General features: G+C 47.3%; 18 protein-coding genes. 9 read left to right on the top strand and 9 right to left on the bottom strand.

The annotated features are described in order from the left end of the window. Positions 1 to 84: 84 nt before the first annotated feature. Entirely contained in the window at positions 85 to 1,389 is a 1,305-nt protein-coding gene (locus QMK20_RS25445; RefSeq protein ID WP_283653809.1) for an ABC transporter substrate-binding protein, read from the top strand. Between the two features lie 536 nt (positions 1,390 to 1,925). Further along, on the top strand, positions 1,926 to 2,039 hold the full coding sequence (locus tag QMK20_RS25440; RefSeq protein ID WP_283653808.1) for a putative holin-like toxin: 114 nt from the start codon (positions 1,926 to 1,928) through the stop codon (positions 2,037 to 2,039). A gap of 181 nt (positions 2,040 to 2,220) precedes the next feature. Here QMK20_RS25440 and QMK20_RS25435 read toward each other — a convergent pair whose 3' ends face one another. The 3 genes from QMK20_RS25435 to QMK20_RS25425 all read right to left on the bottom strand — a co-directional run bounded on the left by QMK20_RS25435 (position 2,221) and on the right by QMK20_RS25425 (position 10,414). Continuing rightward, the gene (locus QMK20_RS25435) at positions 2,221 to 5,646 is read right to left on the bottom strand and encodes a family 14 glycosylhydrolase (protein ID WP_283653807.1); all 3,426 of its coding nucleotides are present in this window, start codon (positions 5,644 to 5,646) and stop codon (positions 2,221 to 2,223) included. 334 nt (positions 5,647 to 5,980) lie between these two features. Further along, positions 5,981 to 8,182 carry an alpha-glucuronidase family glycosyl hydrolase gene (locus QMK20_RS25430; protein WP_283653806.1) on the bottom strand — a complete coding sequence of 734 codons (2,202 nt, stop codon included), beginning with the start codon at positions 8,180 to 8,182 and terminating at the stop codon, positions 5,981 to 5,983. 36 nt (positions 8,183 to 8,218) lie between these two features. Then, positions 8,219 to 10,414 carry a glycoside hydrolase family 52 protein gene (locus QMK20_RS25425; protein ID WP_283653805.1) on the bottom strand — a complete coding sequence of 732 codons (2,196 nt, stop codon included), beginning with the start codon at positions 10,412 to 10,414 and terminating at the stop codon, positions 8,219 to 8,221. Between the two features lie 217 nt (positions 10,415 to 10,631). Between QMK20_RS25425 and QMK20_RS25420 the strand changes: the two genes are divergently transcribed. From QMK20_RS25420 to QMK20_RS25410, 3 genes are all read left to right on the top strand, one after another. Beyond that, on the top strand, positions 10,632 to 11,573 hold the full coding sequence (locus QMK20_RS25420; protein ID WP_283653804.1) for a helix-turn-helix domain-containing protein: 942 nt from the start codon (positions 10,632 to 10,634) through the stop codon (positions 11,571 to 11,573). A 59-nt stretch (positions 11,574 to 11,632) separates the two neighbouring features. Continuing rightward, positions 11,633 to 12,340, top strand: coding sequence for an SDR family oxidoreductase (locus QMK20_RS25415; RefSeq protein ID WP_283653803.1), 708 nt, complete (start codon positions 11,633 to 11,635; stop codon positions 12,338 to 12,340). A gap of 254 nt (positions 12,341 to 12,594) precedes the next feature. Then, positions 12,595 to 13,038: an Lrp/AsnC family transcriptional regulator gene (locus QMK20_RS25410; RefSeq protein WP_283653802.1), complete on the top strand. Its 444-nt coding sequence runs from the start codon at positions 12,595 to 12,597 to the stop codon at positions 13,036 to 13,038. Here QMK20_RS25410 and QMK20_RS25405 read toward each other — a convergent pair. Next, the gene (locus QMK20_RS25405; protein ID WP_283653801.1) at positions 13,024 to 14,205 is read right to left on the bottom strand and encodes a serine hydrolase domain-containing protein; all 1,182 of its coding nucleotides are present in this window, start codon (positions 14,203 to 14,205) and stop codon (positions 13,024 to 13,026) included. The two genes, QMK20_RS25410 and QMK20_RS25405, sit on opposite strands and share 15 nt — an antisense overlap. Positions 14,206 to 15,513: 1,308 nt before the next feature. On the opposite strand from QMK20_RS25405, the gene QMK20_RS25400 reads away from it, so the two are divergent. Both QMK20_RS25400 and QMK20_RS25395 read left to right on the top strand, forming a co-directional pair. Next, a complete protein-coding gene (locus QMK20_RS25400; protein WP_283653800.1) occupies positions 15,514 to 16,377 on the top strand; it encodes a hypothetical protein in 864 nt (287 codons plus the stop codon). 109 nt (positions 16,378 to 16,486) lie between these two features. Then, on the top strand, positions 16,487 to 16,993 hold the full coding sequence (locus tag QMK20_RS25395) for a hypothetical protein (RefSeq protein WP_283653799.1): 507 nt from the start codon (positions 16,487 to 16,489) through the stop codon (positions 16,991 to 16,993). 187 nt (positions 16,994 to 17,180) lie between these two features. Here QMK20_RS25395 and QMK20_RS25390 read toward each other — a convergent pair whose 3' ends face one another. The 5 genes from QMK20_RS25390 to QMK20_RS25370 form a co-directional block, all read right to left on the bottom strand. Beyond that, complete coding sequence (locus QMK20_RS25390) at positions 17,181 to 18,083, bottom strand: AraC family transcriptional regulator (protein WP_283653798.1); 903 nt, start codon at positions 18,081 to 18,083, stop codon at positions 17,181 to 17,183. Between the two features lie 89 nt (positions 18,084 to 18,172). Further along, a complete protein-coding gene (locus tag QMK20_RS25385; protein ID WP_283653797.1) occupies positions 18,173 to 18,469 on the bottom strand; it encodes a hypothetical protein in 297 nt (98 codons plus the stop codon). A 149-nt stretch (positions 18,470 to 18,618) separates the two neighbouring features. Beyond that, positions 18,619 to 19,980 carry an amidohydrolase family protein gene (locus QMK20_RS25380; protein WP_283653796.1) on the bottom strand — a complete coding sequence of 454 codons (1,362 nt, stop codon included), beginning with the start codon at positions 19,978 to 19,980 and terminating at the stop codon, positions 18,619 to 18,621. Positions 19,981 to 20,311: 331 nt separating this feature from the next. After that, positions 20,312 to 21,073, bottom strand: coding sequence for an ABC transporter permease (locus tag QMK20_RS25375; RefSeq protein ID WP_283653795.1), 762 nt, complete (start codon positions 21,071 to 21,073; stop codon positions 20,312 to 20,314). Beyond that, positions 21,070 to 21,810 carry an ABC transporter ATP-binding protein gene (locus tag QMK20_RS25370; protein WP_283653794.1) on the bottom strand — a complete coding sequence of 247 codons (741 nt, stop codon included), beginning with the start codon at positions 21,808 to 21,810 and terminating at the stop codon, positions 21,070 to 21,072. The genes QMK20_RS25375 and QMK20_RS25370 overlap by 4 nt, the downstream gene beginning before the upstream one ends. Positions 21,811 to 22,092: 282 nt before the next feature. Here QMK20_RS25370 and QMK20_RS25365 point away from each other — a divergent pair, with 282 nt between their 5' ends. Continuing rightward, complete coding sequence (locus QMK20_RS25365) at positions 22,093 to 22,665, top strand: TetR/AcrR family transcriptional regulator (protein ID WP_283653793.1); 573 nt, start codon at positions 22,093 to 22,095, stop codon at positions 22,663 to 22,665. A 178-nt stretch (positions 22,666 to 22,843) separates the two neighbouring features. Beyond that, on the top strand, positions 22,844 to 24,250 hold the full coding sequence (locus tag QMK20_RS25360; protein WP_283653792.1) for an alanine/glycine:cation symporter family protein: 1,407 nt from the start codon (positions 22,844 to 22,846) through the stop codon (positions 24,248 to 24,250). Positions 24,251 to 24,316: the final 66 nt, after the last annotated feature.

The following is a 24,316-nucleotide window of genomic DNA, read 5'->3' as shown; positions in this document are numbered from 1 at the left end:
TTCACTAATCTGCCTTTTTAAATCGGACTATATTTTTTAGAATGAGCGCATGGACGTTGATCACGAATAAATGGGGGAGTATCCATGTTAAAGAAGATGATGGCGTTATCCGGCAGTTTGCTTTTGACGGTCGGTTTGTTGAGCGGATGCGGAAGCAGCGGCGACTCAGATGCGGCGAAAGGGAATGCTGGTGGCAAAGAAGAATTGAAAACGGTTACAATAAATATGTTCACAGCCTCACCGGAGTATACCGATGCTTTTAACGCGTATATCGAAGAGTATAAGAAGGTCAAGCCAAATGTGAAGATCAATCTGGAAATTATGCAGGCGGACTATAACACCATTCTCAAATCCAAAATTGCCTCAGGCAGTACACCAGATGTATTCCAGACCACGGCAGGAGGCGATATCGACACGTATGCTGATTATAGCGCCGATCTGACGAATGAGCCGCTGGCGGCAGCCATGACGGATGCCGTTCGAGCGAATATGAGCTCCAGTGACGGCAAAGTGCTGGGCTTCCCGGTGAAGGGGAACCTGTTTACGCTGATTTACAACAAGGATTTGCTTACCAAGGCTGGGGTAACCTCCCCGCCGAAGACGATTGCAGAAATGCAGGACGCAGTCACCAAGCTTGAGGCGAAGGGCATTACACCATTTGCAAATGCATATAAAGAGTGGTGGGTATGGAAGCACATCTTCCAGCACTATGTAGATGCCGCCGCGCAGGATGCAGGTGTAGAGCCGAAGCAGCTCGTCAATGATTTTATTGCAGGCAAAGCGAAAATCAAGGACTATCCGGTGCTGTACAACAACTTCTTTAGCTTTATTGATTTGACGGTGAAGCATGGCACGGATAAGCCGCTGGAACGGGACAGTAATGCGGAAGTGAGTGATTTTGCATCCGGTAAAGCTGCGTTTATGACGGGGAAAGGCGCATGGGATGAGGAAGCGATCAAGAAGATTAATCCTGACCTCAAGATTGGCATTATGGGCTATCCGGTAAGTGACAAGGCTGATCAATCGGTCATTATTACCGGTGCTGACCAAGCGCTGCGTATTAACAAGGATTCGGAAGTAGCCAAGGAGACGATTGAATTTTTCAACTGGCTGTACACTTCGGAATACGGTAAGAACTGGTTCTCTCAGGTAGCCAAGGTCATTCCTCCAATCAAGGATGCGCCGCTTCCTGATCTGGAAATGCCTAAGGAAATGGAAAGCATTTTGAAAACGTCGAAGTCTGGTGATCTGTCTGTCAACTACTCGCTGGACACGTTCCATCAAAAATTTGGTGAGCTGATGCAGGCTTATATCAGCGGCAACATGAACAAGGATCAGGCAGTTGCTGAGATTGAAAAAGCATGGGTGCAATTAGGCTCGGCACAATAAAACTGGTTTCGCGCTAAGGCGTCCGTAAGGGCGTCTTTTTTTTGTATAGTTTTTGAGTTTAACTTATCTGAACAAAAAAATATCTAATATTATTTAAATATATACTTGCAAAAAGTTATTAAGTTGTGGATAATAGATTGTGTACAATATATCTGCGACATACAACATATATCATGGCTACATAACGCAAAATACGGAGATACCTCGGCTGGGGAATCTCTTTCCGTTCTTCTGTTCCTGAACAATATCAACGTGGCTACTGAGGCCTAAGTAATCCCACGTTGTTTATATATAAACAGGGCACCTGCAACGAAGTGTACGCTTCGTTGCAGGTGCCCTGTTTTGTTTTATAGGTTATCCATTAGAGAAGAAGTAGAGTATGTATGAGAAGGAAGATGATGAATGATCGTCTGAGGTTAGTAGAGTCAACTGTAAAATACAGTCGCCGAAGGACGTTTTTACGTGCTATAATTCTATTAACAACAGAATGGCTTAGGTGGCGGTCGGCTAAGTCTCCCGGAAGGGAGGTGATGCCTGTGGAGGTTAAAGATGCTCTGACATTAATGATGATGTTCGGCACGCTATTAGTAGCGTTGATCGGATTAATCGTTACGATTGTTATTGCGTTGAACCAAAACAAAAAGGAATAGACCGCCCTGGACAAGGAAAAACGGTCTATTTCTAATAGAGCTAGCCCTGTTCAGCCGACCGCTCTTCAAAGCGGCTGTTGCCAAGAGTAGGGATGTTACCAGCATCCTTGCTCTTTTTTAGTATATCCTTCTATCATTTATTTTAGCACATTTGAATAATCGATGTAACCAAATGCGGCGGTTATTTGGTGAAAATTTTAATCTCCTTCGGAGCGAGAGTCACGGTGATCGAACCGTTGTTGATCTGAATGGAGTCGTTGCTTAATTGGTTGGTCAGACGGGTGCCGTTGGACAGGTTGTCAAAGTTGCCGATCGTGCGGGTTTGGCTGTTCCACGAGTTGTTGATGAGTACGATGGCCTCGTCGCCGTTTTTAGAGCGCTGGAAGCTGTAAAAGGAGTCATCTGCCCATTTTTCCTTTTGATTGCCGTTTTGCAGGGCAGGGTGGCTGTTGCGCACACGGTTCAGCTTGGCAATGTACTGGTACAGCTCATGATTGGCGTTAAAAACGGCGTTTTCCCGGTTGGCAGGATCATCTCCGCCATTAAATCCTTGCTCGGTGCCTTGATAGATAATTGGAATCCCGCGCGATGTCAAAGTAAAACCCAAGGCGGCCTTGAGCTGCGGCCATTTGTCAGAGCTGGCACCAGGCTTGCCGGAGGCCTCGTTGAGGAAACGTTTCACATCATGATTGTCGATAAATACGCCGTTGGTCTGGGTATCGCGATAGTGACGATCATCCGAGTAGCGTTCCTTGATTTTGGTCATGGATTGATCGCGTCCAAACACATCCTTGATCGTATAATACATTGGAAAATCCAGTGCGGCATCGAGATATCGGGTGTAATCCCCCACATAAGCGGGATCGCCACTAAAAATCTCACCGATGGTGAAGGTATTGGCTGCTTCGTCAAAATCCTTTAAGAAGCCTTTGGGTACATGCTTGGCAGTGTCCACCCGCAGTCCGTCGACTCCTGACTCGTTCAACAACCATTTGATCCAGTTTTTAAGCTCGTTCGCTGTTGCGGGGTTGTCCTGATTCAGGTCATCCAATCCGGCCACGTCACCGTTTTCGATTTTCGATTGGTTGTTGGAGCTGTAGTCTGCCCCTGTGATGTCGCCGTTGTGATGATACCAGTCTGCTTTGTCAAAAGGAGCCTTGGCGAAGCCGTTCCCTGGTTGAAAATCGCCCGTGTGATTGGGGACTACGTCCAGCATAACAGCCATATTTTTGTCGTGTGCTTTACGGACCAGCTCTTTGAATTTGTCCATTGTTCCAAGATGTCCATCTACCGCATAAAAATCATACGTATGATAGCCGTGGTAAGCGAATTCGCTCTTTTGCATCGTTACCGGAGTAATCCAGATGGCGGTAAAGCCCATATTTTGAATGTAGTCGAGCTGGTTGATAATGCCTTGAAAATCGCCGCCATGCCATTTGCGCTGGTCGCTGTTGTTGGAATTGAAGCCACCGTAATTATCGTTCGATGTATCCCCGTTGCTGAATCGGTCTGTCATGATAAAGTAAATGCTCTGCTTGCTCCAGTCTGTACCAAGGGGAGATGGATTGGGGGGATTACTCGGTTCGGTGGGAGTGGAGCCGCCCGAAGGCGACCCCGTTTGGATAGATCCTGCGGCTCCGTTAGAGCCGGGCGTGTAGGTAGAAGTACCTGTGGTGAAGAAGTAGTTTTTGGTGTTGTTGCTATCCCAGTTGTTATTACCGTCATTAAAAGCGGCTTCCAATTGGGAGGCAGAACCGATATCGACAGTAATTTTAGCATAGCCGCTAATCTCGGCATCCTGCATTTTCACACCAGGCACGGCAGTCCAATTCCCGCCTGCCGGGCGGTAGTGAATGTAAGGCGAATTGAAGCCTTTTTTGTAGTATATAGTTACCTTGTTGGTTGTACCGCCGCCTTCTCCGGGATTGGTACCGGATGGAGCACCTGATGTGACGGCTCCTGCTTTGCCGCTGTCGCCTGGAGTGTAGGTAGAAGTCCCCGTGCTGAAAAGGTAGTTTTTGGTGTTGTTGCTGTCCCAGTTGTTATTGCCATCATTAAAGGCAACCTCTAATTGGGAGGCAGAGCCGATATCGACAGTGATTTTAGCATAGCCGCTAATTTCGGCATCCTGCATTTTCACGCCAGGTGCAGCCGTCCAGCTTCCGCCAGCCGGGCGGTAGTGAATGTAAGGCGAGTTGAAGCCTTTTTTGTAGTATACAGTTACTTGGTTGCCTGTACCGCCGCCGTTATCGCCTGGCTTGGCCTTGCTGATAATATACTGTTTGAATCCATCCAGTTCACCGGTTGGTGAGCCGTCGTTGTTGACGAGATTGTTGATGCGCAATAGCGTAAAGCCGTGATAACCAAACTTTGTGATTTTCTCTTCAATTTTCTGGAATCTGCTGCCACCCGTTGGGAGCGCATTTTCACCATTCAGGCGAACGCCCTTGGCATTCGCGATCGAGGAGACGGTATCTACCAGTGTGGACGGCAAGGAATAATTAGGTGCTGTGCCACTGTCGTTCATCTCCAGTGCAGTAAAGGTTAGATCCAGATCGGCATCCTTGAACTTTTGAATAATACGATTGTAATCATAATATCCACCTGCATGCTCCGTGCTGTGAGGCATGGCAGGGTTGTTCATCTGCCAGTGCAGGCCGGAAATCTTGGCTCCGATACGGACACCGAACACAGAATCGAAGTTTTTGTGGGCAGCTGCTCCGATGAACCCCAGATGATTTTCAAGCACGCTTTGGTACCACGACAAGAAATCCTTCCCATAGGTGGAAGTATACCCGCCGTTCGTGTAAAATCCGTCCCCGTCAGTCGGCGGATTGATTTGGCTAAGGCTGCTTAGCTTGGTACCCCAAGCCGCATTAATCTTGTCCAATGATCCATACTTTTCATTCATGGCCGTGCGGAATGCATTTTTGGCTGTTTCGGTATAGGCCTGGAACTTGCCACGTGCCGGGTAGCTCCATCCTGCCGCCGGATAGTAGGACGGGTATCGCAATTCACCGGAAGGGCCACCGCTTAAATAAATTTTGGGAATGATGCTTTTGTACCCGGCAAAATTTTCAGCAAACGAGGCATACAACTCATCATATTGCTTGCCGACCCCGCTCCATAGCGGCGAAAGGGCTTCATTATTGACATAGCTGTTTTCGTTCTTGAACTGCATTTCATCTGCACTGCCCTTGCTAGACAGCCAGCTTGGCAGCGGGATGCTGCAGTCGTCACCTACATTTCCACCGCACTTATGCGTAGAGATGATGGGAACCCACTTCAGGCCCACTTCTTTAACCGCATCTGCATAGGTCTTGTAGTAGCTCCAATCGAACTGGTTATCTCCTGCACTCTCCACATAACCCCACCAGACGTCGGTGGTGAGGGCATACACGCCATTGCTTTTCAGCGTTTGCAGTTGCTTTTTGAATGCGCCCCAGTCATTGATTTTCGCCAGCGGCCCCATGACGGAAGCCTGAAAATCGTCAGCAACCGCAGCGCTTGCCGTATTGGAGGGTGAGCCAATGAAGGCGGTCAGAGATAGCACAAGGCTTAGCAGAATCAGGCACCCTTTGTTCCATAGACTTCGATACAAGGTCAAACCGATCATCCTCCCCAAAGCATAGTCTATTTCGATAACATTCTGTAAACGTTTACAAAATGATTATAAAGCAAGCGGTTGCACAAAAAGAAGAATTTATTGCACACTCGGGGTGGAGAAATATGACATTTTGAGTTAGCAACCGTGTCCTTAATATGAGTTCAGGCAAAAAAATAAGGCATAGGTCTGAGTAAGACGCATGCCTTTTAGTAATGTGCGGATAGCCAATGCCAGCATAGGGGAAAGAGAACCTAGACGTATAGAAGCTTTGTTCCAGCCTGTATGAAAGTATTGCAAGGGTTATTACTGCTTGAGGATTTTTCAAAATCCAGGCTTAATAAATAGGGCGATTCTTCTGGTCAGCAATGCCGCTTTTTCGGTAAAAATACGTATTGATCCGATCCCGCCATTCCCTGGCGTGCTCAGCCTGATGCTCCAGCCGCTCCAGTACCTGTTCATAGATCGCTTCATCCAGATGATCCCGCAGACTAATCCATGTGTCTCTGAGGCCGACCGCACGTTCTGCACCATCAAAATGTGTATCATAAATGTGTTGAATGACGGTTTGACCAGAGTGGAGCGCGTGCGTATAAGGAACATGATGAAAGAATAATAGCAGCTCATCCGGGCAGGTTTCAGTAGATTCGTAGATATTGGCATGGGGAGAAAAATATTGTCCTGCATACCCCGTTCCAGTTGCGGTCGTGCGATCCACCCCGATGCCACGGCAATCAGCAAAATGATAGGTGCCCCACATCGAATATTCGTAGCCGTCTACATCTGGCCCATAGTGGTGACCGGGGCTGACCATCCAGCCGACCCCAAGCGGGGCGGTGTAGGACTCGTAGATATTCCATGAATCGAGCAGCATTTGCTTAATAGCAGGAATGAAATCTGTACCGCTGTCACTCTTTCCTTGTCCGCCAAACGTCAGCCGAACCCACTCATCAGTGATTTCGTCTGCGGATAGCTCCGGGTCCCATGCCAACCGACCGTAGCCATAAAGATTGGACTGGGCGAGCAGATGTCCGGTCCAATTGGTGTCCGCTCCAATATTGGATACAGCTGCGATCCCATAGTTGGTGTGTTTGGTGGAGGAAGGAGAAGCAGAATCGCTCTTGCTATGCAGAGCGCCGTTCACGATGCGCTTGATGGTGGAGCCTTTTCCCTGTGCGTAGGTGTCAAAATCCAGTACCTCCTTCCATTGCGGAACAAGGTAACACAGATGCCGCTGCTGTCCCGTGTATTCTTGTGCAATCTGGAATTCCAGCAATACCTGGGTAGCTTCCAGCGCGCCAAACAGGGGGGAGACAGGCTCCCGCACCTGAAAATCCATGGGACCATTTTTAATCTGTAAAATGACATTTTCCCGAAACAGCCCATCCAGTGGTTTAAAATGGTCAAAGGCCGCGCGAGCCCGATCCGTCTTGCGGTCACGCCAGTCCTGCTTGCAGTCATAGACAAAGCAACGCCAAATCACCCGTCCGCCGCAGGGCCGCAACGCATCTGCCAGCATATTGGCTCCATTGGCGTGATGACGCCCGTAGCTGAACGGCCCGGGCCGATTCTCGGAATCGGCTTTTACCACGAAGCCGCCCAGATCAGGAACGGCGGCGTAAACTTCCCGGGCTTTGGCCTGCCACCATTCAGCTACGCCAGGGTCCAGAGGATCCGCGGTGGTTAACCCGCCGAGCTGAATAGGGCTGGCATAATTAATGCTCAAATAGATTTGGATGCCATAGGCGCGAAACACCGCAGCCACTTTGGCCACATCTGGTAGAAATGTGTCTGTAATCAGCTCTGTTTCTACGTGATGGACATTCACATTGTTAATGGACAGCGCCTGAATGCCAACAGAGGCAAGTAGACGGGCATAGTCTCGAAGGCGGTCCATATTTGTAGTAAAGGCATTATTTTCGAAAAAAATGGATGTTCCCGCATATCCGCGTTCCACACTACCGTCCATGTTATCCCAGTGGTTGATCATGCGGATGGGATTAGCCGGATTGGATAACACATCCAGAAGGGGGGCGTGCAAGGATTCGGTGACGGGCTTCAGCTCACCATCCAGTCCTCCTTGCAGGTAGCGCAGCAGATGAAAAACCCCGTATAATACGCCTTTGGTGGTCTGCCCGGCGATCGTGACGTACGCTCTCTTTATGTCATCATCATCGTAGTCATACGAAGCTGAATGTGCCGGGTGCGGAATCCCTATCCCACGAATTCGGTAGCCTTCTGCGCTCACATCTGCCTGTTCTTCTGCGCTAAATCGTTCTGCCGCCAACGGGTGCCCTCCGAACGTACCTAGCACAATGAATGGCGCATTCACAGGAACGGTACTAATCTTCGGCTGCTGTCCGAACATGGAGGTCAATCCGTGCTGAAGCTCACTCGCAGCCGTGTGAAGCACTTCATCTGCCTCTTGAACCACGATGACTCTGCACCAAGCGGGCAAATCCTCCACCTTGCGATTGCGGTGATAATGCAGCCAAGCGTCATAGCCGCTCTCTTTTTGCATATCCCTGCGCTTGCTCATATTTGGGGCCTCCTTTTGGGCAGGTGAAGGTTAGTGTCAGGCATGCTGCTCCTGATCCAGACTCATGTGCCGGGGAAGAACCAGACGGTTGCCCTTGCCTTCATACAGCCACAAAATAGCGGTAACTCCGCGCGGATAATATTTGCTGCCGTGGGCAATACCGGAGAGCATTTGGTCGCTCCAGCACCAATAGGATTCCTCAGGGTGCAGGAGCCATGAGACATGGGCAGCATCTGCGGCCTGCCCTGCTTCCTCCCAAGGCAGCTCCAGCAGCTCACGGGCAATAAACTGCGACAGATAGATTTTACTCAGCCAGGAGTTGTTACTGGTTGATGACAGCTTCCAGCCTCCATCTTTGAACAGGCAAACTCCCGGTGCCAGCACCGTTTCCAAATGGCGTCGCAGCGCTTGGATATATCCGCCAAATCGCCCATTGAGTTGAAGTGCCTCTTCGCAGCCTGTGAAGTAAGGGAAGATCAGCCCCTCAATCGCAGGGACAATCTGTGAATCATTGCCCTCCTGAATGACGGCAGGAATATAGCCCTTGTCTGTCATCTGCGCCGTGATCGCTGCTGCGCATTTGTCTGCCTGTAAGCCTGCTTCCCGTGAAAGGGAAGCAAGCCCTTCTGAGGCAAATAGCTTTTCCAGCGCAACATATACCGCCCAGCATTTGCTGCCCAAATAAATATTGTTGCGGGACTGGCCCAGCGATACGTCCAGACTATCGTAGGTTGTAATTTCTGTGCCTCCAAGGGTTCTGGAGCTATCCAAGCCCATTAAGCCGTTTCGTTGTGCCGGGTCTGGATGATCCCGCTGTAGCATACTATCAAAGCATTCACGCAAGATAGGCAGCATACGCGTCGTAAACGCCTGGTCCTGTGTCTGTTCGATATACACTGTGGCGCAGCATAGCCAGTTCACCAGCTCTTCGTGGCTCATATAAGAGAAGCAACCGTCAATCCCTGCCAGCTCATAACAGGAGTACCCCGGACGGGAGAACACATTTGCCACGCCCATATCATGCGTAAACGTGATGCCGCCCGGATAGGTTTGTTCGTCTGCCGGAAACCGTACCTCATCCCGGTAGCTGTACCGTTTGACGAACCACTCCAGCTCGTTGCGTACCGTCCACGGGTTCAAAATCAATTCATAGTAGAGCTGATCCGCCGTCAGATCGAGCGTATTCATCATCCGATACTCGCCTTCGTTCACAATCCAGATCGGTTCTCCATCCGCTTGCTGACTAAGCAACTGGGTGCTGCCGTAATAGCTGTGAATCGCCTGCGCGAGCATAAATTCCTGATCCGGGCTCAAGCTTACCGACTCCATCCAGCGATTAGTCTGAATACAGGCTGCGGTCAGGTCTGTAAAATGCTCCAAAGCATAGCTCGCCACGTCTTCAATATCCTTGAATAGACGAGTATAGTAATACGTCGCCTCGATGCCTGTCGTCACGATACCGCCGCGATAGAAGCATATGGCGAAGGAATACGTGCGCTTTTCGCCTGCGGGAACGTCCATGAGGAGCGCACCCGTCACGCCCAGGCCAAAGGATAAATTCTCGTCCATGCTTTCCCCGAGAAGGTTCTCCATTGCAAATCCACTTGCAGGTATCGCTTCGCTGCTATTAGTCACAATAGCTGTGCTGCGCCCTTGGCCAACGCCCGTGAGTCTTTGCGAGTGGGGAGAATCCACAGCGTCCCTGCGTGGGTCTTCTCCTACAATGCGTATGCCACTGTACGGATCACTGCCCTGATAGCCGAAAAAAGCTCTCCGCGCAGCCGTTCCCTGCGTATTATCGACCGTAAGCTCGGCAAATACCGCCGGAACCAGCGCTGCCCGCAGCTCATCCGCATCCGCTTTTCCCGGCTCCGGCACCGGACGGACAGGAGAATACAGCCGGAACGTTAAATCTCCAGCACTCCATGTATCCGTGCCCGCTTTCAGCTCACGGGTAATGTCTTGATCGGCAAAGGCACCGAGCTGCGGCTCCGTTCGTTTATCCTTTTTCTCCACATCGTATCGGGCGCTTTCGTCCTGTGCGACTGTAAAAAAGGGAAGCGCCTCATATACCTCACCGTCTCTGGATTGCAGCCCGATATATACATTTTCATCTGCTGGCTTGCCCAGCTCCAGGCCGAGTCCACCCCGATTACCTTTGAACCCGAGCGTAAAGCTGGAGAAGGCTCCGATAGGTGAGTGTTGCGTGTTATAAAATATATTTTTCGTCATATAATGAAACCCCTTTCAACATAAAGAGTGACTTTCATATACAAAAGTATTTTGCAGCATGTTCATATATTCGCCATATGCTATACTCACTTGATCTCATATAGAGCCTAGCATGCTACGCTCCGGGGAGCCATTGTCAAATCGCGCATTAATTTATCCAAATCGCGCCGAAAACGATATACTGGAGTAAAATCCTATGTACGCAAGGAGGGGAAGCATGTCGTCACCACGTGTACCGAATCGCCCAGACCATCCAGATCCTACAGCTACTGGAGAGGAATTCTTTTTTCCCGATGTGCGAACGACGGTCAATCTGTTTGCCATTCATACGCGAAGTGTCGGAAGGGACTGGAACTACCCACCACACGAGCATCCTCAATATGAAATTAATATCGTGCTTGCAGGAGAGCAGGTGATGGTGGTGAATGGTCGCAGCTATACACAGCGGCAGGGGGATCTGGTGCTGCTGCGACCGGGAATCTTTCACTCCAGCCACAGCAGCGGGGAGGGCTTTACGTATTTTTGCATGCATTTCGACATTGATGACAAGTTGTTTCTTTCGTTGCTGAGTCGTCTGGAGCAAGTGCTGTTTCCAGCCGAAGGTGCGGTAGCGAGGCAGATGGGACCAGCGCTGGATAAGCTGCTCGACCTCTCCACGCCCGATGCCGAAAAAGCAGGAGATTCGGTGGCGAAGCGTATGCGGATACAATCTGCCGTATTTGAGCTGTTCGCTACGTTGTGGGAGGCGGTGTCCAGTGAAGCGGCACATCTGCCGGGGCGCGGATACGTGCAGGCTGAGCTTGCCTATCAGATTGCCAGCCGACTTCAGGGCAGAGTGAATCAGCATTTTGGACAAATCGACTCTGTAGAAAAGCATGATGGGATTGAAGGCATTTCATCGGAATTAGGGATTAGCGTTTCCCATTGTAATCGTGTATTTCGTAGTGTCTTCGGTGTATCTCCCCGTGTGTATCTGTCTGGCCTTGTCCTGCACGAGGCCAAGTTACTATTAGCAGATCCCCAATGGACGGTGCAGCAAATTACCGATATGCTCGGCTACGGGAACATTGCGCATTTTAGCAGGCAATTCAAGCGCTGGTCCGGTCAGTCGCCGACATCCTACCGCAAAAGCACGGTGCAGGAAAGCCCATCCGAATAAAATTATGTATGCTAATAAAATAGTTATGATATAATCCGTACAAAGGAGCTGAGAATTGTATGAATTTACATCATAAACGTGTCGTCGTCATTGGCGGCAGTGCAGGTATAGGGCTGGCAACAGCGATAGAAGCAGCAAAGCAGGGAGCGAGTATCGTGATCGCTGGACGTTCTGCGGAGAAACTGGAGCAGGCGAAGAAAGTTATCCCTGCCGAATTGGTGGAAACCTTCCAACTGAATAATCAGAAGGAGGAGGAAGTGCAGGCATTTTTTGAAAAGGTCGGCGCATTCGACCATCTGTTTACACCAGGCGCGAGCTACACACGTGGTCCGATCACGATTGATACGGAAAAGGCGAAGACGCCGTTTGAGGGGAAATTCTGGCCGCAATATTTCGCTGCCAAGCATGCGGTTCCGCATATTTCCAGGGAAGGCTCCATCGTCCTCATGTCTGGAGCATTCAGCCAGCGGCCGATGGGCTTTGGCGCTACATACGGGGCGGCAAACGGCGCAATCGAAAGCTTGGGTAAAGCTTTGGCGGTAGAATTGGCTCCGGTACGGGTCAATGTTGTATCTCCCGGCACTATCTGGAGAGACGGTCCCGAGGGCGAACAGCGGGCGCAAGCTTTTGAGGAATATAAGGAAGTAACCTTGCTCCATCGGGTGGGTTATAACGAGGAAATCGCGCATACCGTGCTGTATCTGATGACGAACAAGTTCACCACCGGAAGCGTGCTGTTCCCGGATGGCGGCTACACGCTGATCTAATCCAAGCCACACGCAATCAACAGGTAGGAAACCTATTTTCTAAACAAAAACCGGACTAACACGTATGCATCGTGTTAGCCGGTTTTCTTTGGCTATAGGGTATCAAGTCCTTCTCTATAGCAGTTCTCTTTACCGTCATAGTTTTACATGGTAATATTCGATTGTTGGATATAATTCAAAGCCATTGTCTGAATAGATGATAAAAAATAAAGTATATATGCAATATAACCTTGTATTTAAGGAGTAGATTACCTATGGACCAAGTGGATCATAAAATTTTGTTATGTCTACAAAACCAGGCACGCATCTCCATGACCGAGCTGGGCAAGGAGGTTGGACTTTCCCAGCCCGCTGTCACGGAAAGAGTAAGGCGCATGGAGGATAAAGGCATTATCACTGGATATCGTGCCATGGTTTCACATGAGAAAGTCGGAAAGCCGATCATGGCTCATGTGCTCGTGCACACGAATCAATGCAACTCATTTGTTGAGTTTTGCCAATCTGCGCCTGAAGTCATTGAGTGTCATCGAATTAGCGGTGAGCAAAATTATTTACTTAAGGTTATGGTCGAATCCATGCTTAAGCTGGAGCAATTCGGGGATGAGTGCGGAAAGCACGGTCACTCTACCACGTTAATCGTCTTATCCTCGCCTGTAGAGCTTAAACATGTAACTCCCGCTTTATTAGACCCTATTTGAGCTGCCGTAAATGGCTTGGCAAAGCTCGGTTGTAAACGGACCCGACATACCTTCAAATGCTGTATTGGTAAAGGCAACAACGCTGAGTCTTTGCGTGGGATCAACGAACCATGAATGACCGTAAGCTCCTCCGAGACGCCACGTTCCGGGGGATTCTGCTGTTTCGCCTTCGTCGGGATTTTGGAGTACGGTGAATCCCAGTCCGAAGCCCCGTCCCGGCCAGCCTGCCAAGGGGAGGTTCCCGGTTTGGATGGTGCCCATTTCACGGACCCATTCCTCTGGAAGTAACGGATTGCCGCCGTTTCGCAGTGTTTCCAGCAGTCGCATAAAGTCTTTTGCGCTGCCAATCATACCCGAGCCGCCAGAGTGGAAAGCCGTGGGATCAAAGGCGCGTGCAGGCTGAAAACGAAGTCCCGCCGTGCCTTCAAACACCTGCGCAACCTCAAGCTCACGCATCCGCCGGGGTTCGGCTGTATCGTTAACATAAGGAGCCGCAAGTCGTCCGGCATCAGCGACCGAGAAACGGGTATCATGCATATCGAGAGGTTCTGTAACGAGCTTTTTAACAGCCTGCTCAAGGGTTGTGCCGCATACGCGACTAATGATTGCACCGAGTACATCGGTGGCAATGGAATAACCCCATGCTTTACCCGGTGTATACAACAGAGGCACAGAAGCCAAACGTTGCAAGTTCTCTTCAAGCGTAAGATTTGAGAAATCCATGCCATCCGATACGCCTGCACGTTGATAGGGGCCTCCGCCTTCTTCCTCTAAAAAGCCATAGGTCAGCCCGGCAGTATGTGTGAGCAATTGCCGTACCGTAATGGATGGCTGCTCGCCGCTGATCAAGCGGGGGCGAAAGTCCGGCAACCAGCGTTCAATGGATTCATCGAGTCCAATCTGTCCTTGGGCTGCCAAAACCAAGGCCGCTGTAGATACAATCGGCTTGGATACAGAAGAGAGCCGAAATAAAGCATCCTCGCGCATGGGAATATTTTCTTCTCGATCAGCCAGCCCGGCCGCTCGCACATACACGGGTGAACCATCCATATATATCATGACGACTGCGCCAACCAGGCGCTTCTCGGCAAGGGTTTGATCTATGACTGCATTCACACGTCCGTCCAGACCATCTTGTATCGCTAAAACTCTATTTTCTACACTCATGAATATCTCATCCTCTCTATGATCCAGCGGTTATCGCTTGATGGAACTTAGTTTACAGGATAGGAAGACGACCTTACATAAGGTAACAAAGGTATTCAGTGAGTATTCACGTTAAAATAAAATTATTTTAAAAGGATGGCCTTGGATTTAAATGAATGGGGTTTTCAAGAAGTTATGCTGCATTTTACAGTAACTTTTTAAGTTGAGATACACGTCCTTGTGACACACCAAGCCATTTGGCATAGTCATATTGTCTGGCATCGGGATGTTCCTAAATGAGTTCTCTAAGGCGTCCGAGTAATTTTTCTGCTGACTGGTTCGTTCTTTTGTAGATAGGCATATCTTTTTTAATAGAAGGAGTCGGAATGGAGCAACAATCTATATTCCCCTTTAATTTATGGATACATTCTATGCATAGAAATGAATCTCTGAAATAGGTTAGATTTTCAGCCGACTTTGAATATTTTGTTTAATAATTGGTCGTAATTTTCCGCAGTCGGAATTAGATTGCGAAATTTTGGTACTCTGAAGTTGTAGCTGTTCCCTTCCGAATAGTCTCAGAAATCCGAAAGACTCCCTCATCACTCAATATGGGATCCAGTGCAGATACAGATATTGACTCTATTTCAGGGCAACTGCTGGAATCATCCAAGGCAGACACTGTGTAAATATCATAACCCTTTCTCAATCTACCGTATTTTCGTAAAACTACTCGCAGCGCATCTGTGGATTGGGAGCTTCTACAGATTCCTCAATTTTAACATCGGTTTGAACTGTTCTCCCCCTAATTTGATAAAGCATCCTAGTCCAACCACCTTATTTTTCCTATTTTATAAAATTCTATAGTATTGTTCTTTTACTTTCAACTTTGTGGCTAGTCTAACAAAACGAAATGAGCATGGATATGAGCATTGGCGGATATAGGATTTCTAAAGAAAGGTGATAAAATTGACAAATTTTACTAAAACATTGAAAAGTGATACATTTATTATATCTTCTTGGATAATTCTGCATGAGTATTAGAATAGCTTTACAGAGGGGATGGTTAGAGAGGGACAATCAAATCAGTTGTTATTAACACAAAAAATATCTTTTGAAAGGGAAGATAGAGGTGAAAACAGTTTAAAATTCCGCTATTTTATGTATGTTATTGGGTATTTCTTTTTCTTTAATTCAATTTACCTTATAGGCTGTATTTTTAGGGGTTAGAACTGTAGGGGCACTATATATTTCTATACCTAGGCAGTATGTATTGTTTTATTTTAATAGGGATTGAGTAAAATAAAATCTATTTCGGAGGGAATTAATATGAAGAAGAAAATTGCTATTATAACTATGTCATTGGCCTTTTGCTTTGGGAGCGCGGCCTCGGCTGCCCCAACGTTAGAAAATAACATACCTACTAATAATCCTTTATCAGTAAGTGAAAATAATAATGTACAGGTTGGTTCTAAGATCGAGGCAAATCAAGATAGCTTTGATAAGGATTCACTTAGTCCAGAAGCATTAAAGGCTGTGAATGAATATTTTAACGATTTTAAAAAACCACAGATTAACAGTCTGGGAGTAAATGAGTCTCTAGTTGATTACAAAATTGTATCGGCTGATAATTCTGACCCAGACAATATCAATGTTTCCGTTAAGTTAACTTATGGGGATATAGGTGAATTACCAGCAGCACCCTATAACATTGAAAAGGAGGGAGGTAATTATATAGTCAAACAACCTAAAGGCTTGGTATATGATATTGCACCTACTAGTTCAACATATGGAAAAGTAGAAACGGGAGTATTTGTGGAGCCTTCTAAGGCTTTACAAGGTGATGTTCAACTAGCTGTGAGAAATCTGACTTATTATTCGGAGAATCATGGAATGAATTTAAGTCAGATCGGAAATTTCTTTGGAAACTACAGAAATCAGGTTACATTTAATGGGAGTCAGTCAATCGTAGACTCGGATGTACAAGCTATAAGAGTAATTTATGGTGTAGGCACATATAAAGATGGCGCACTTGTTAAATTGGGAGTCAGTTCATCTGTTAATGGTGAGGGGTCTTACAATAAATATGTTCAAGTACCTTCGGGCAGTGGTAGATTAGCATTTGCTGACACCCGCGAGAGTAGGGGAAATGGTCTTATTCATTTAGAAGGAAATGTGTTAGAAAATGAATAAGACCATTCTGGAATAATAAATAAGGTAGAGTTCACAAAATTTGAACTCTACCTTATTTATTTGAAGAAGCATTTGTGGTAAAATTTACAATAAAGGAGGTTTTTTTCAATTGAAGATTGTACTACGTAAGAAGTTGGCTTGCTTGGTTGTCTTAGGAGGGATTTTGACTGTAATTGCTACAGGTTTTGGAGGGGATAAGGAGCCTCATAAACTTCCCGATAAGCCCAAAGAGGCTGCTGTTTCGACATTTTCAGAATATATGGACGCTTCGATGAGTCGTGATTATGATAAGATGCTTTCACTGTCTGATGATTATCGTTTTAAAACAGACCGGGCACGACTTAATTTTCTAAAAGCTCAAGGAACACCGATAGACTATCGTATCATTTCTGTAAATGACGCAGACCCTTCTAAGATTGTCGTTTCATCGATAACGAAGTATGAGGACATGGAATTACCTCCCATTAAGTATATTATTGCCTTTGAGGAAGGAACGTACAAGTTGAAAATGAGGAATGTCGTGGTCAATATGATTCCCTCATCACCTGACTATAAAACAGTCGAGTACGAGCCTGATAAGGTGGACGATAATTTAGAAGATAATTTTAATGGTTAAGGATCTTATAGAAGAAAATAGGCGAAGGGAGTTATCCTTCGCCTATTATTATCCTTATTTATAAAACGAATATATAAAAGGAAAGAAGCGTTGAACTCATATCTACAGGCGAGGAAGTGAGTGATAATTTATGAACAGGAGAAGCTATATTTACATCATCGTAGCTGCTTCTTGGGATTCTTTTTCTCTACACTTTTTTCACTGGACGTAACACTGCGTAACCGTATCCTTCCGGGAAATGCCGCTGATAATCCTGCTTCGTTTCCTCATCCCATTCATATCCCATGCTGGCAGGGTCAAAGCTCCAAGCCTTCTCCTCCACAATTCTCATAACCTCTCCATTGTTTTTTAAATAATTGAAGGGCGGGTGAAAAAACACCAGATAATCTGATTCGGGAATGCTCCGGCACTCCATTCCTGCTGGAATCTCTCCAGCGTAATCAGCGGCAACCGGTATTCCATAGAGATAGCCCTTCTGACCATCCTGATAGAACCAGCCTGCGGTTTGACCCAATTGTTCGGGTAGCTTGAGATGAGACATGCTTTCCAGTGTTCCACAAATTTCATCACAATTATGACCGTTTCTCCAGAAATCACCGTAGTTTCGAGAAGAGGTATCCCAGATTCCAATAAATTTGTGTGCTGGTATACGCTCAATTTTGATTTCGGCTTCTTGCAAATGTTCCTTAACCATCTGATCCCGCTCCTTCAAATGATAATGATAAGGAGAGAACACTTCAACACGAATCGCTAACGGAATAGGTCTAGGCTCTCTTTGGTATACAGCCGGAGTTACCTCAAAGGCTTTTACAAATGCTCGTGTAAAAGCTTCTTGTGAAGAAAACCCATACTTTATGGCAACATCAAGGATGCGAACATTGCCATCCCGGAGTTCAAGGGCTGCACGGCTAATCCGGCGCATCCACACATAATCCCTTAACGTCATTCCTGTAAGAGAATGGAACTGTTTTGTACAGTAATAAGGAGAGTAGCCTAACTGATTGGACATTCTCAACAACGATGGTGCTGAAGTAAGATTATTATCAATCCAATCAATCATGAGTTGGACCATTTCGTTCCATTCGTACACGATGGTTCCCTCCTTTCGATTCCATCTTAACAGGCGGAATGCAGGAATATTTGACTTGAGTTGCATGCACACTTTTGTCTTGTTCTGTACTACTCCTCTACATAGCGGATATATGGATGTTGGAAGTATCTTTGATCAGACACGAAAAAATATTGTTTGCCTACAACCAGAGGAGGGATCACAGACTTTGAGGAAATATATAATTCTTTATATTCACCTCCGTTAGAAGCATCCCTCTGTATGACCAAGCAATCGTCTGTGATTTTAACTAATTTAGCGATTTCAGCCGGGTGATATCCTGAATAATAATAAATCCAGCCGAAAATCATTGAAAAAAATATAACCCTTAAAATAGCTGCCGCCGTTTTATTCTTAGTAATCAACATTCGTACAAACCTCCCATAATGCCATACAATGAATAGGATGACTTGAGAAAAGAATCGGGACTAATCAATTCTTTCATTAGAACAAAAAGCCTACCCGCCTGTACAACGACAGATAGGCTGGATAGTCAGTTTGTTAAAGAGTACAGTAATCAGATTGGCCATGCTTCCTCAGGCACCCCGTATTGTGAGAAAATATAATCTCTAGACTCATTGGCTAACTTGCGCAAACGTTGAATGTCTACATGCAGCATTTTTCCGTTCCGTTTGACAGCTTTCCCAGCCACAAACACTGAATCGACGTTGCTCGTGTTTGCACATTGCACAACAGCACCGATTGGATGATTTACCGGAAACATATTCAGATCGTTGGTTCGAATCATAATCAGATCGGCTTCTTTTCCCGGAGTTAACGTACCGATCTTATGATCCAGTCCCAATGCTCGGGCACCGTCAATCGTCGCGAATTCTATAATGTCCCGTGCTGAAATGGTGAGTTCCACCGGCATTTCTCCTGTGGATAAAATCTTTCCATTGATTCTGGAACGTTCTGCTTGCAAGGCGAACTTCATTTGTGCAAACATGTCTCCACCGGTTGATACTACAACATCGACTCCTAGTGAGGGTCTTCCTCCGTTCTCCATAAATAGCCCTGTAGCCGGATAGCCATGTCCCATCATCATTTCGATTTCTGGAGTAACGGAAATGGAGGCGCCCGAATCTGCGATTAGCTTATACTCCTCATAGCTGAGTGTATTGGCATGGGCAAAGTTAAGATCCGATCCGAGCAGTCCAGCCTTATGCAATTTTTCAATCGATCGATCCACCGAACCCCATGTCCCGAACCCTAAATGCATTGTACACAGCACACCAAGCTCCCGAGCGAATCGAATCTCATCAACTGTTGTTTCCCATGCGCTAAATTCTGGTCCTCTTATGGCTAACCCCATGGTAAGCAACTGGTCATCTGATGAGAAATACTGCTTTTTCACCCGTCTGCTGTCATCGGATTGTCGAATTCGGCTTTCTCTGGACCAATATTCTCCATCACCAGAAACTCCGTGGGCAAAGACCGCTCTTGTTTCCGATTCTTGCAAGCCCCGGATCAGCTCGTCTGTATGATCGGGTGAATTAATCATCGACCAATCCAGTAGTGTGGTAACCCCTGCATCCAATGCTTCCAGTGCGCCAAGCAGATTCGCTACATATCCATCCTGCGGACGTAATTTAGCTCCAATATTCCCATAGTACATACGCCCCAAGTACTTTTCGAGAGACCAATCGGCACCTACATTACGAACGACAGATTCCCAGGTGTGGCGATGTGTATCCACGAATCCCGGCATAACAATCATGTTTGTAGCGTCAACAACTTCACAATCGGCTGCTTCTAGCTCCGGTTGAACAGCGATAATTTTTTTTCCCTCGATAAGAATATCCGCTTTTTTAAAATCACCCATTGTCTTATCGAGCGTGAGTACACAGCCGTTTTTGATTAATAAACGATTGTTCATCTTTTTATCTCCTTTGTGTGTTGTTAGATGACTTATTTCTATGCCCTCTCTTAGATCGACATTTAACCTCAGCATGATGCATCATTCGATTCCCAACGCTCGAAAGTACAATATATAGACGAACTAAACCGTTTCGATCTATATATTGCTGATTTGAAATCGCTCTTGGGATTTATGCAAAATGCTTAACCTATATATGTATATTGTAAGCCTGATGATATAAAATCACAGTATATCTTTTCGTGCAGGGACAAGAATATACACCAAAAAGCCTACCTACCGATCATCTGGCAGATAGACTTTTGCAAAATAAAGCTGTGTTGGATAGGGATTAGCGCTCCCATGCTTCTGTACGCAGCTGCTGCTGGCGGGTAAATAATGCCGGATAAATGAACAGGCTGAGCAGCACGCTGGTCAGAATAGCAGAGGTCATGGTGGTAAATACGATCAGCAACTGCAAACGGACAGCGGCAATGGGATTGGCTCCTGCGATAATCTGCCCGGTCATCATGCCGGGAAGTTGGACAAGCCCCAGCGTTTTCTGTCCCTCAATGGTTGGAATCATACTGGAGCGTATGCAATCCTTGAGTATAGGGAAAATGGCTTGTCTCGGTGTGCCACCTAGTGCCAGGATGAGCATGATTTCAGGCTTGCGCAGCAGCACCTCCGACTTGAGCCGGGACACCAGCAGACTGGACAAAATCATGGAGCTGCCAATGATCATGCCGCTAATCGGAATCATATACCGGGCTGTCGCCGGAATGATATGCAGGCTAATCAGGAATGCCTGTGTAACGATTTCTACACATAGCAGCGTCAGGAATGATTTCCACATAAGGCCGGGAATGAATCGTCCTTTGCGTGCCACATTTTGGGAGGCTACGGTGATCATGAGCAGAATGAACAATGTGATAAATCCGTAGCTCTGCATCCCGAAAATCAAATGCAGCACATAGCCGATGGCCAGCAACTGAACCGATGCTCTGATCGTGGCGATAATGATATCCCGATCCAGACCAAGCTTGAAGGATTTGGACATGACGATGGCGATGAACACAAAACCGAGAGAAAGAATCAGGGCAACAATTGTCATACCCATTCTCCTGCTATGAACCTGCGGGTTTCATTGTGCTGTGGTGCATCGAAAAAAGCCTCGGTATCCGCTTGCTCCACGAGCTTTCCGTCGATCATCAGCCATGTTTCATGGCCTACTCTGCGGGCTTGTTCCATATGATGCGTAATCCAGATCATCGTCGTTCCCTCTTCTTTGTTCATTTGAAGCAACAGTTCCTCTACCTCTTTGACCGAGGCCGGGTCCAGTGCGGAAGTAATCTCATCCAGCAGTAAAATATCCGGGCGGTTCGCAAGCGTTCGCGCCAAGGCCAAGCGCTGTCTTTGACCTCCGGATAGCTCCTGCGCCTTTTGCTCCAGTAGATCGCGGGTAAGCCCTACACGCTCTAACAAGTCGCCTGGATCATGCAGCACCGTGCCATGCAACCGTTCTACGGTCTGAAGATTATACAGAACGGTTCCTTGCAGCATGGGGGCATCCTGAAAAACCAGTGCGACCTTTCGTCTCAGTTCAGGGATTTCCCATTCGGAAAGGGGCTTGCCGAATACGCTGATTTCCCCTTCATCCGGCGTCAGTAGAAGATTACACAGTGAAAGCAGCGTGCTTTTACCAGACCCGGACGGGCCAACCAGCGTGGTGATTTTGCCGGGAGAAACTTTTGCCGTAATTCCATTCAGGACAGCACGTTGCTGTTCAGACCCGATGAAGTATTTGGTGATGTGCTTAAATTCAATGGCTGGAAGTGGCTTGGGATCCATAGATATAGCTATCTCCTTTACATGGGATCGAAAAAGTGGTCAGACCCGCTCTATGATCTTGCTTCGTTCATTATATCAGTAAAAGCTGATATGCTTTCAAACCATAGCTTTTTTGTATAAACTAATAGGTAAACTAATAGGATTAGCTAAAATAGAAATCAGGCTCATTTTGTATTTTTATACGTCAGCATTTTGCATCATTCGATTCCCGACGCTTTATGCAAAATGCTCACGTCAATGCCTTACATAGAAATTAGAAATTCGATTAAAGGAGAAATGCTGATGTCACCCAGAAACGGAGTGAAGCTGCACGATATTCTACAGGCTGCCGAGGACATTGCCAATGAACGGGGGATGGGCGATGTCACGCTCACCACGCTGGCGCAGAAGCTGCACATTCGCCCCCCGTCTTTGTATAACCACGTGGACGGGTTGAACGGACTGCGCCAAGTGCTGGCTCTGCACAGCCTGGGACAGTTGGAGGAAGCTTTGATGAGCGCGGCGGTTGGCAGAGCGGGTGACGATGCATTGACCGCTATGGGGAAAGCCTATATGCGATATGCCCGCGAACGACCTGGTTTGTATGAAGCGATGCTGTATGCAACTGATCGAAATAATCCCGAAGTGAGGCAGGCTGCGGATCGTGTGGCGGAGCTTGTTATTTCTGTTCTGTCCAGCGGTTACGGATTTAAGGAAGAGGATTGTGTTCATGCGGCGAGGGGGTTCCGCAGTCTGCTTCATGGTTTTGCCTCGCTCGAACAGAAGGGCGGCTTTGGTTTGCCCGTAGAAGTGGATCGGAGTATTGAAGTCATGATGAACACTTTTTTGGCAGGTTTGCGTGTGCAGCAGAAATGAGTATAACATGAGGTTCAAACTCTGTGAGGTTTCCTGTTAATGGCTTCTATAAAATAAAATGTATAATTATCTGTTCTGTGTGGCTAAAAATTGTTATACTCAAAAAATACTGTTAAACGGCCGAATATGGAACCGGTTCTACAGCGGGAATGAATCAAGGGATATTGGGGGATTGTGGATGCAACAGCTTTTACAGGATGTGATCGGTGTAATTAACGACTTTTTCTGGTCCAAGTTGTTAATTGTCATGCTGATCGCATTGGGACTATTTTTTACGTTCCGCACTAAGGGTCTGCAAGTACGAATGATCGGAGATATGTTCCGCGTTCTGAAAGAGTCGAAGCGCGGCTCCAGGGACAGCATTTCGCCTTTTCAGGCATTTTGTATCAGCATGGCGGCGCGTGTAGGTACGGGTAACATTACAGGGATTGCTCTTGCCATTGCGCTGGGTGGGCCGGGTGCGGTGTTCTGGATGTGGATCATTGCGATTATCGGATCAGCCTCCAGCTTCGTTGAAAGCACATTAGCCCAAGTATATAAAGTGAAGGACAAAGATGGATTCCGCGGTGGCCCCGCGTATTACATGGAGATCGGATTGAAGAAGCGGTGGATGGGTATTGTTTTTGCGATACTGATTACACTGAGCTTTGGTCTGGTCTTTAACGCGGTGCAGTCCAACACGATTACGCTAGCTTTCGAAAATGCCTTCGGCACGAGTCGGCTGGTTGTAGGTCTGCTGATGGCGGCTGTGTTTGCGGTCATTATTTTTGGGGGGATCAAGCGGATTGCCAAAATGTCCGAATATATCGTCATTGTACTGGCAGTGCTGTATATCGGAATTGCGCTGTTTATTGTAATCATTAATATTCAGCAATTGCCGCAGATATTGTCCCTGATTGTACGCAGTGCGTTCGGTTTCGAGCAGGTTGCGGGAGGCTCCATCGGGGCAGCTCTGATGCACGGCATCAAGCGTGGTTTATTTTCCAATGAAGCAGGAATGGGGAGCGCACCGAATGCGGCAGCTACGGCAGACACCAGCCATCCGGTCAAGCAAGGCTTGATCCAGGCATTCGGGGTGCTGACGGATACGCTTATTATATGTACGAGCACGGCAATGATTATTTTGTTATCCGGTGCGTATACGAAGCCGGGACTTAGTGGTATTGAGCTGACCCAGGCGGCTCTTAGTGTGCACATCGGCCCGTGGGCGTCCGGTTTTCTTGCCATCATGGTATTCCTGTTCGCTTTCAGCACATTGATCGGTAACTACTATTACGGTGAAACGAACATCGAGTTTATGAAATCCAAGAAAATCTGGGTATGGCTGTATCGCGCTGCTGTAATTGGCATGGTGATTTTCGGAGCGGTGGCCAAGGTGCAACTGGTGTGGGATTTGGCTGATTTATTTATGGGCATGATGGTTGTCGTCAATCTGATTGCCATTGCCCTTTTATCCCGAGTCGCTTTTGCAGCCTTAAAGGATTATTCACGGCAGAAAAAGGCGGGTCACGACCCTGTGTTCTACAAAGATAGCATTCCGGGGCTGGAGCAAGTGGAGTGCTGGGAGCGGGAAGCCAAGCTGTAAGACAACCTGATCACAAACTCGACATACCCATCTGATTGCGACTTGAACCATACGGGTAAAATACTT

This window comes from Paenibacillus sp. RC334 (assembly GCF_030034735.1).
GTDB lineage: Bacteria > Bacillota > Bacilli > Paenibacillales > Paenibacillaceae > Paenibacillus > Paenibacillus terrae_A.
Note: the sequence above shows the minus strand (reverse complement) of the source record. Positions and strands in the feature narration are given on the sequence as shown.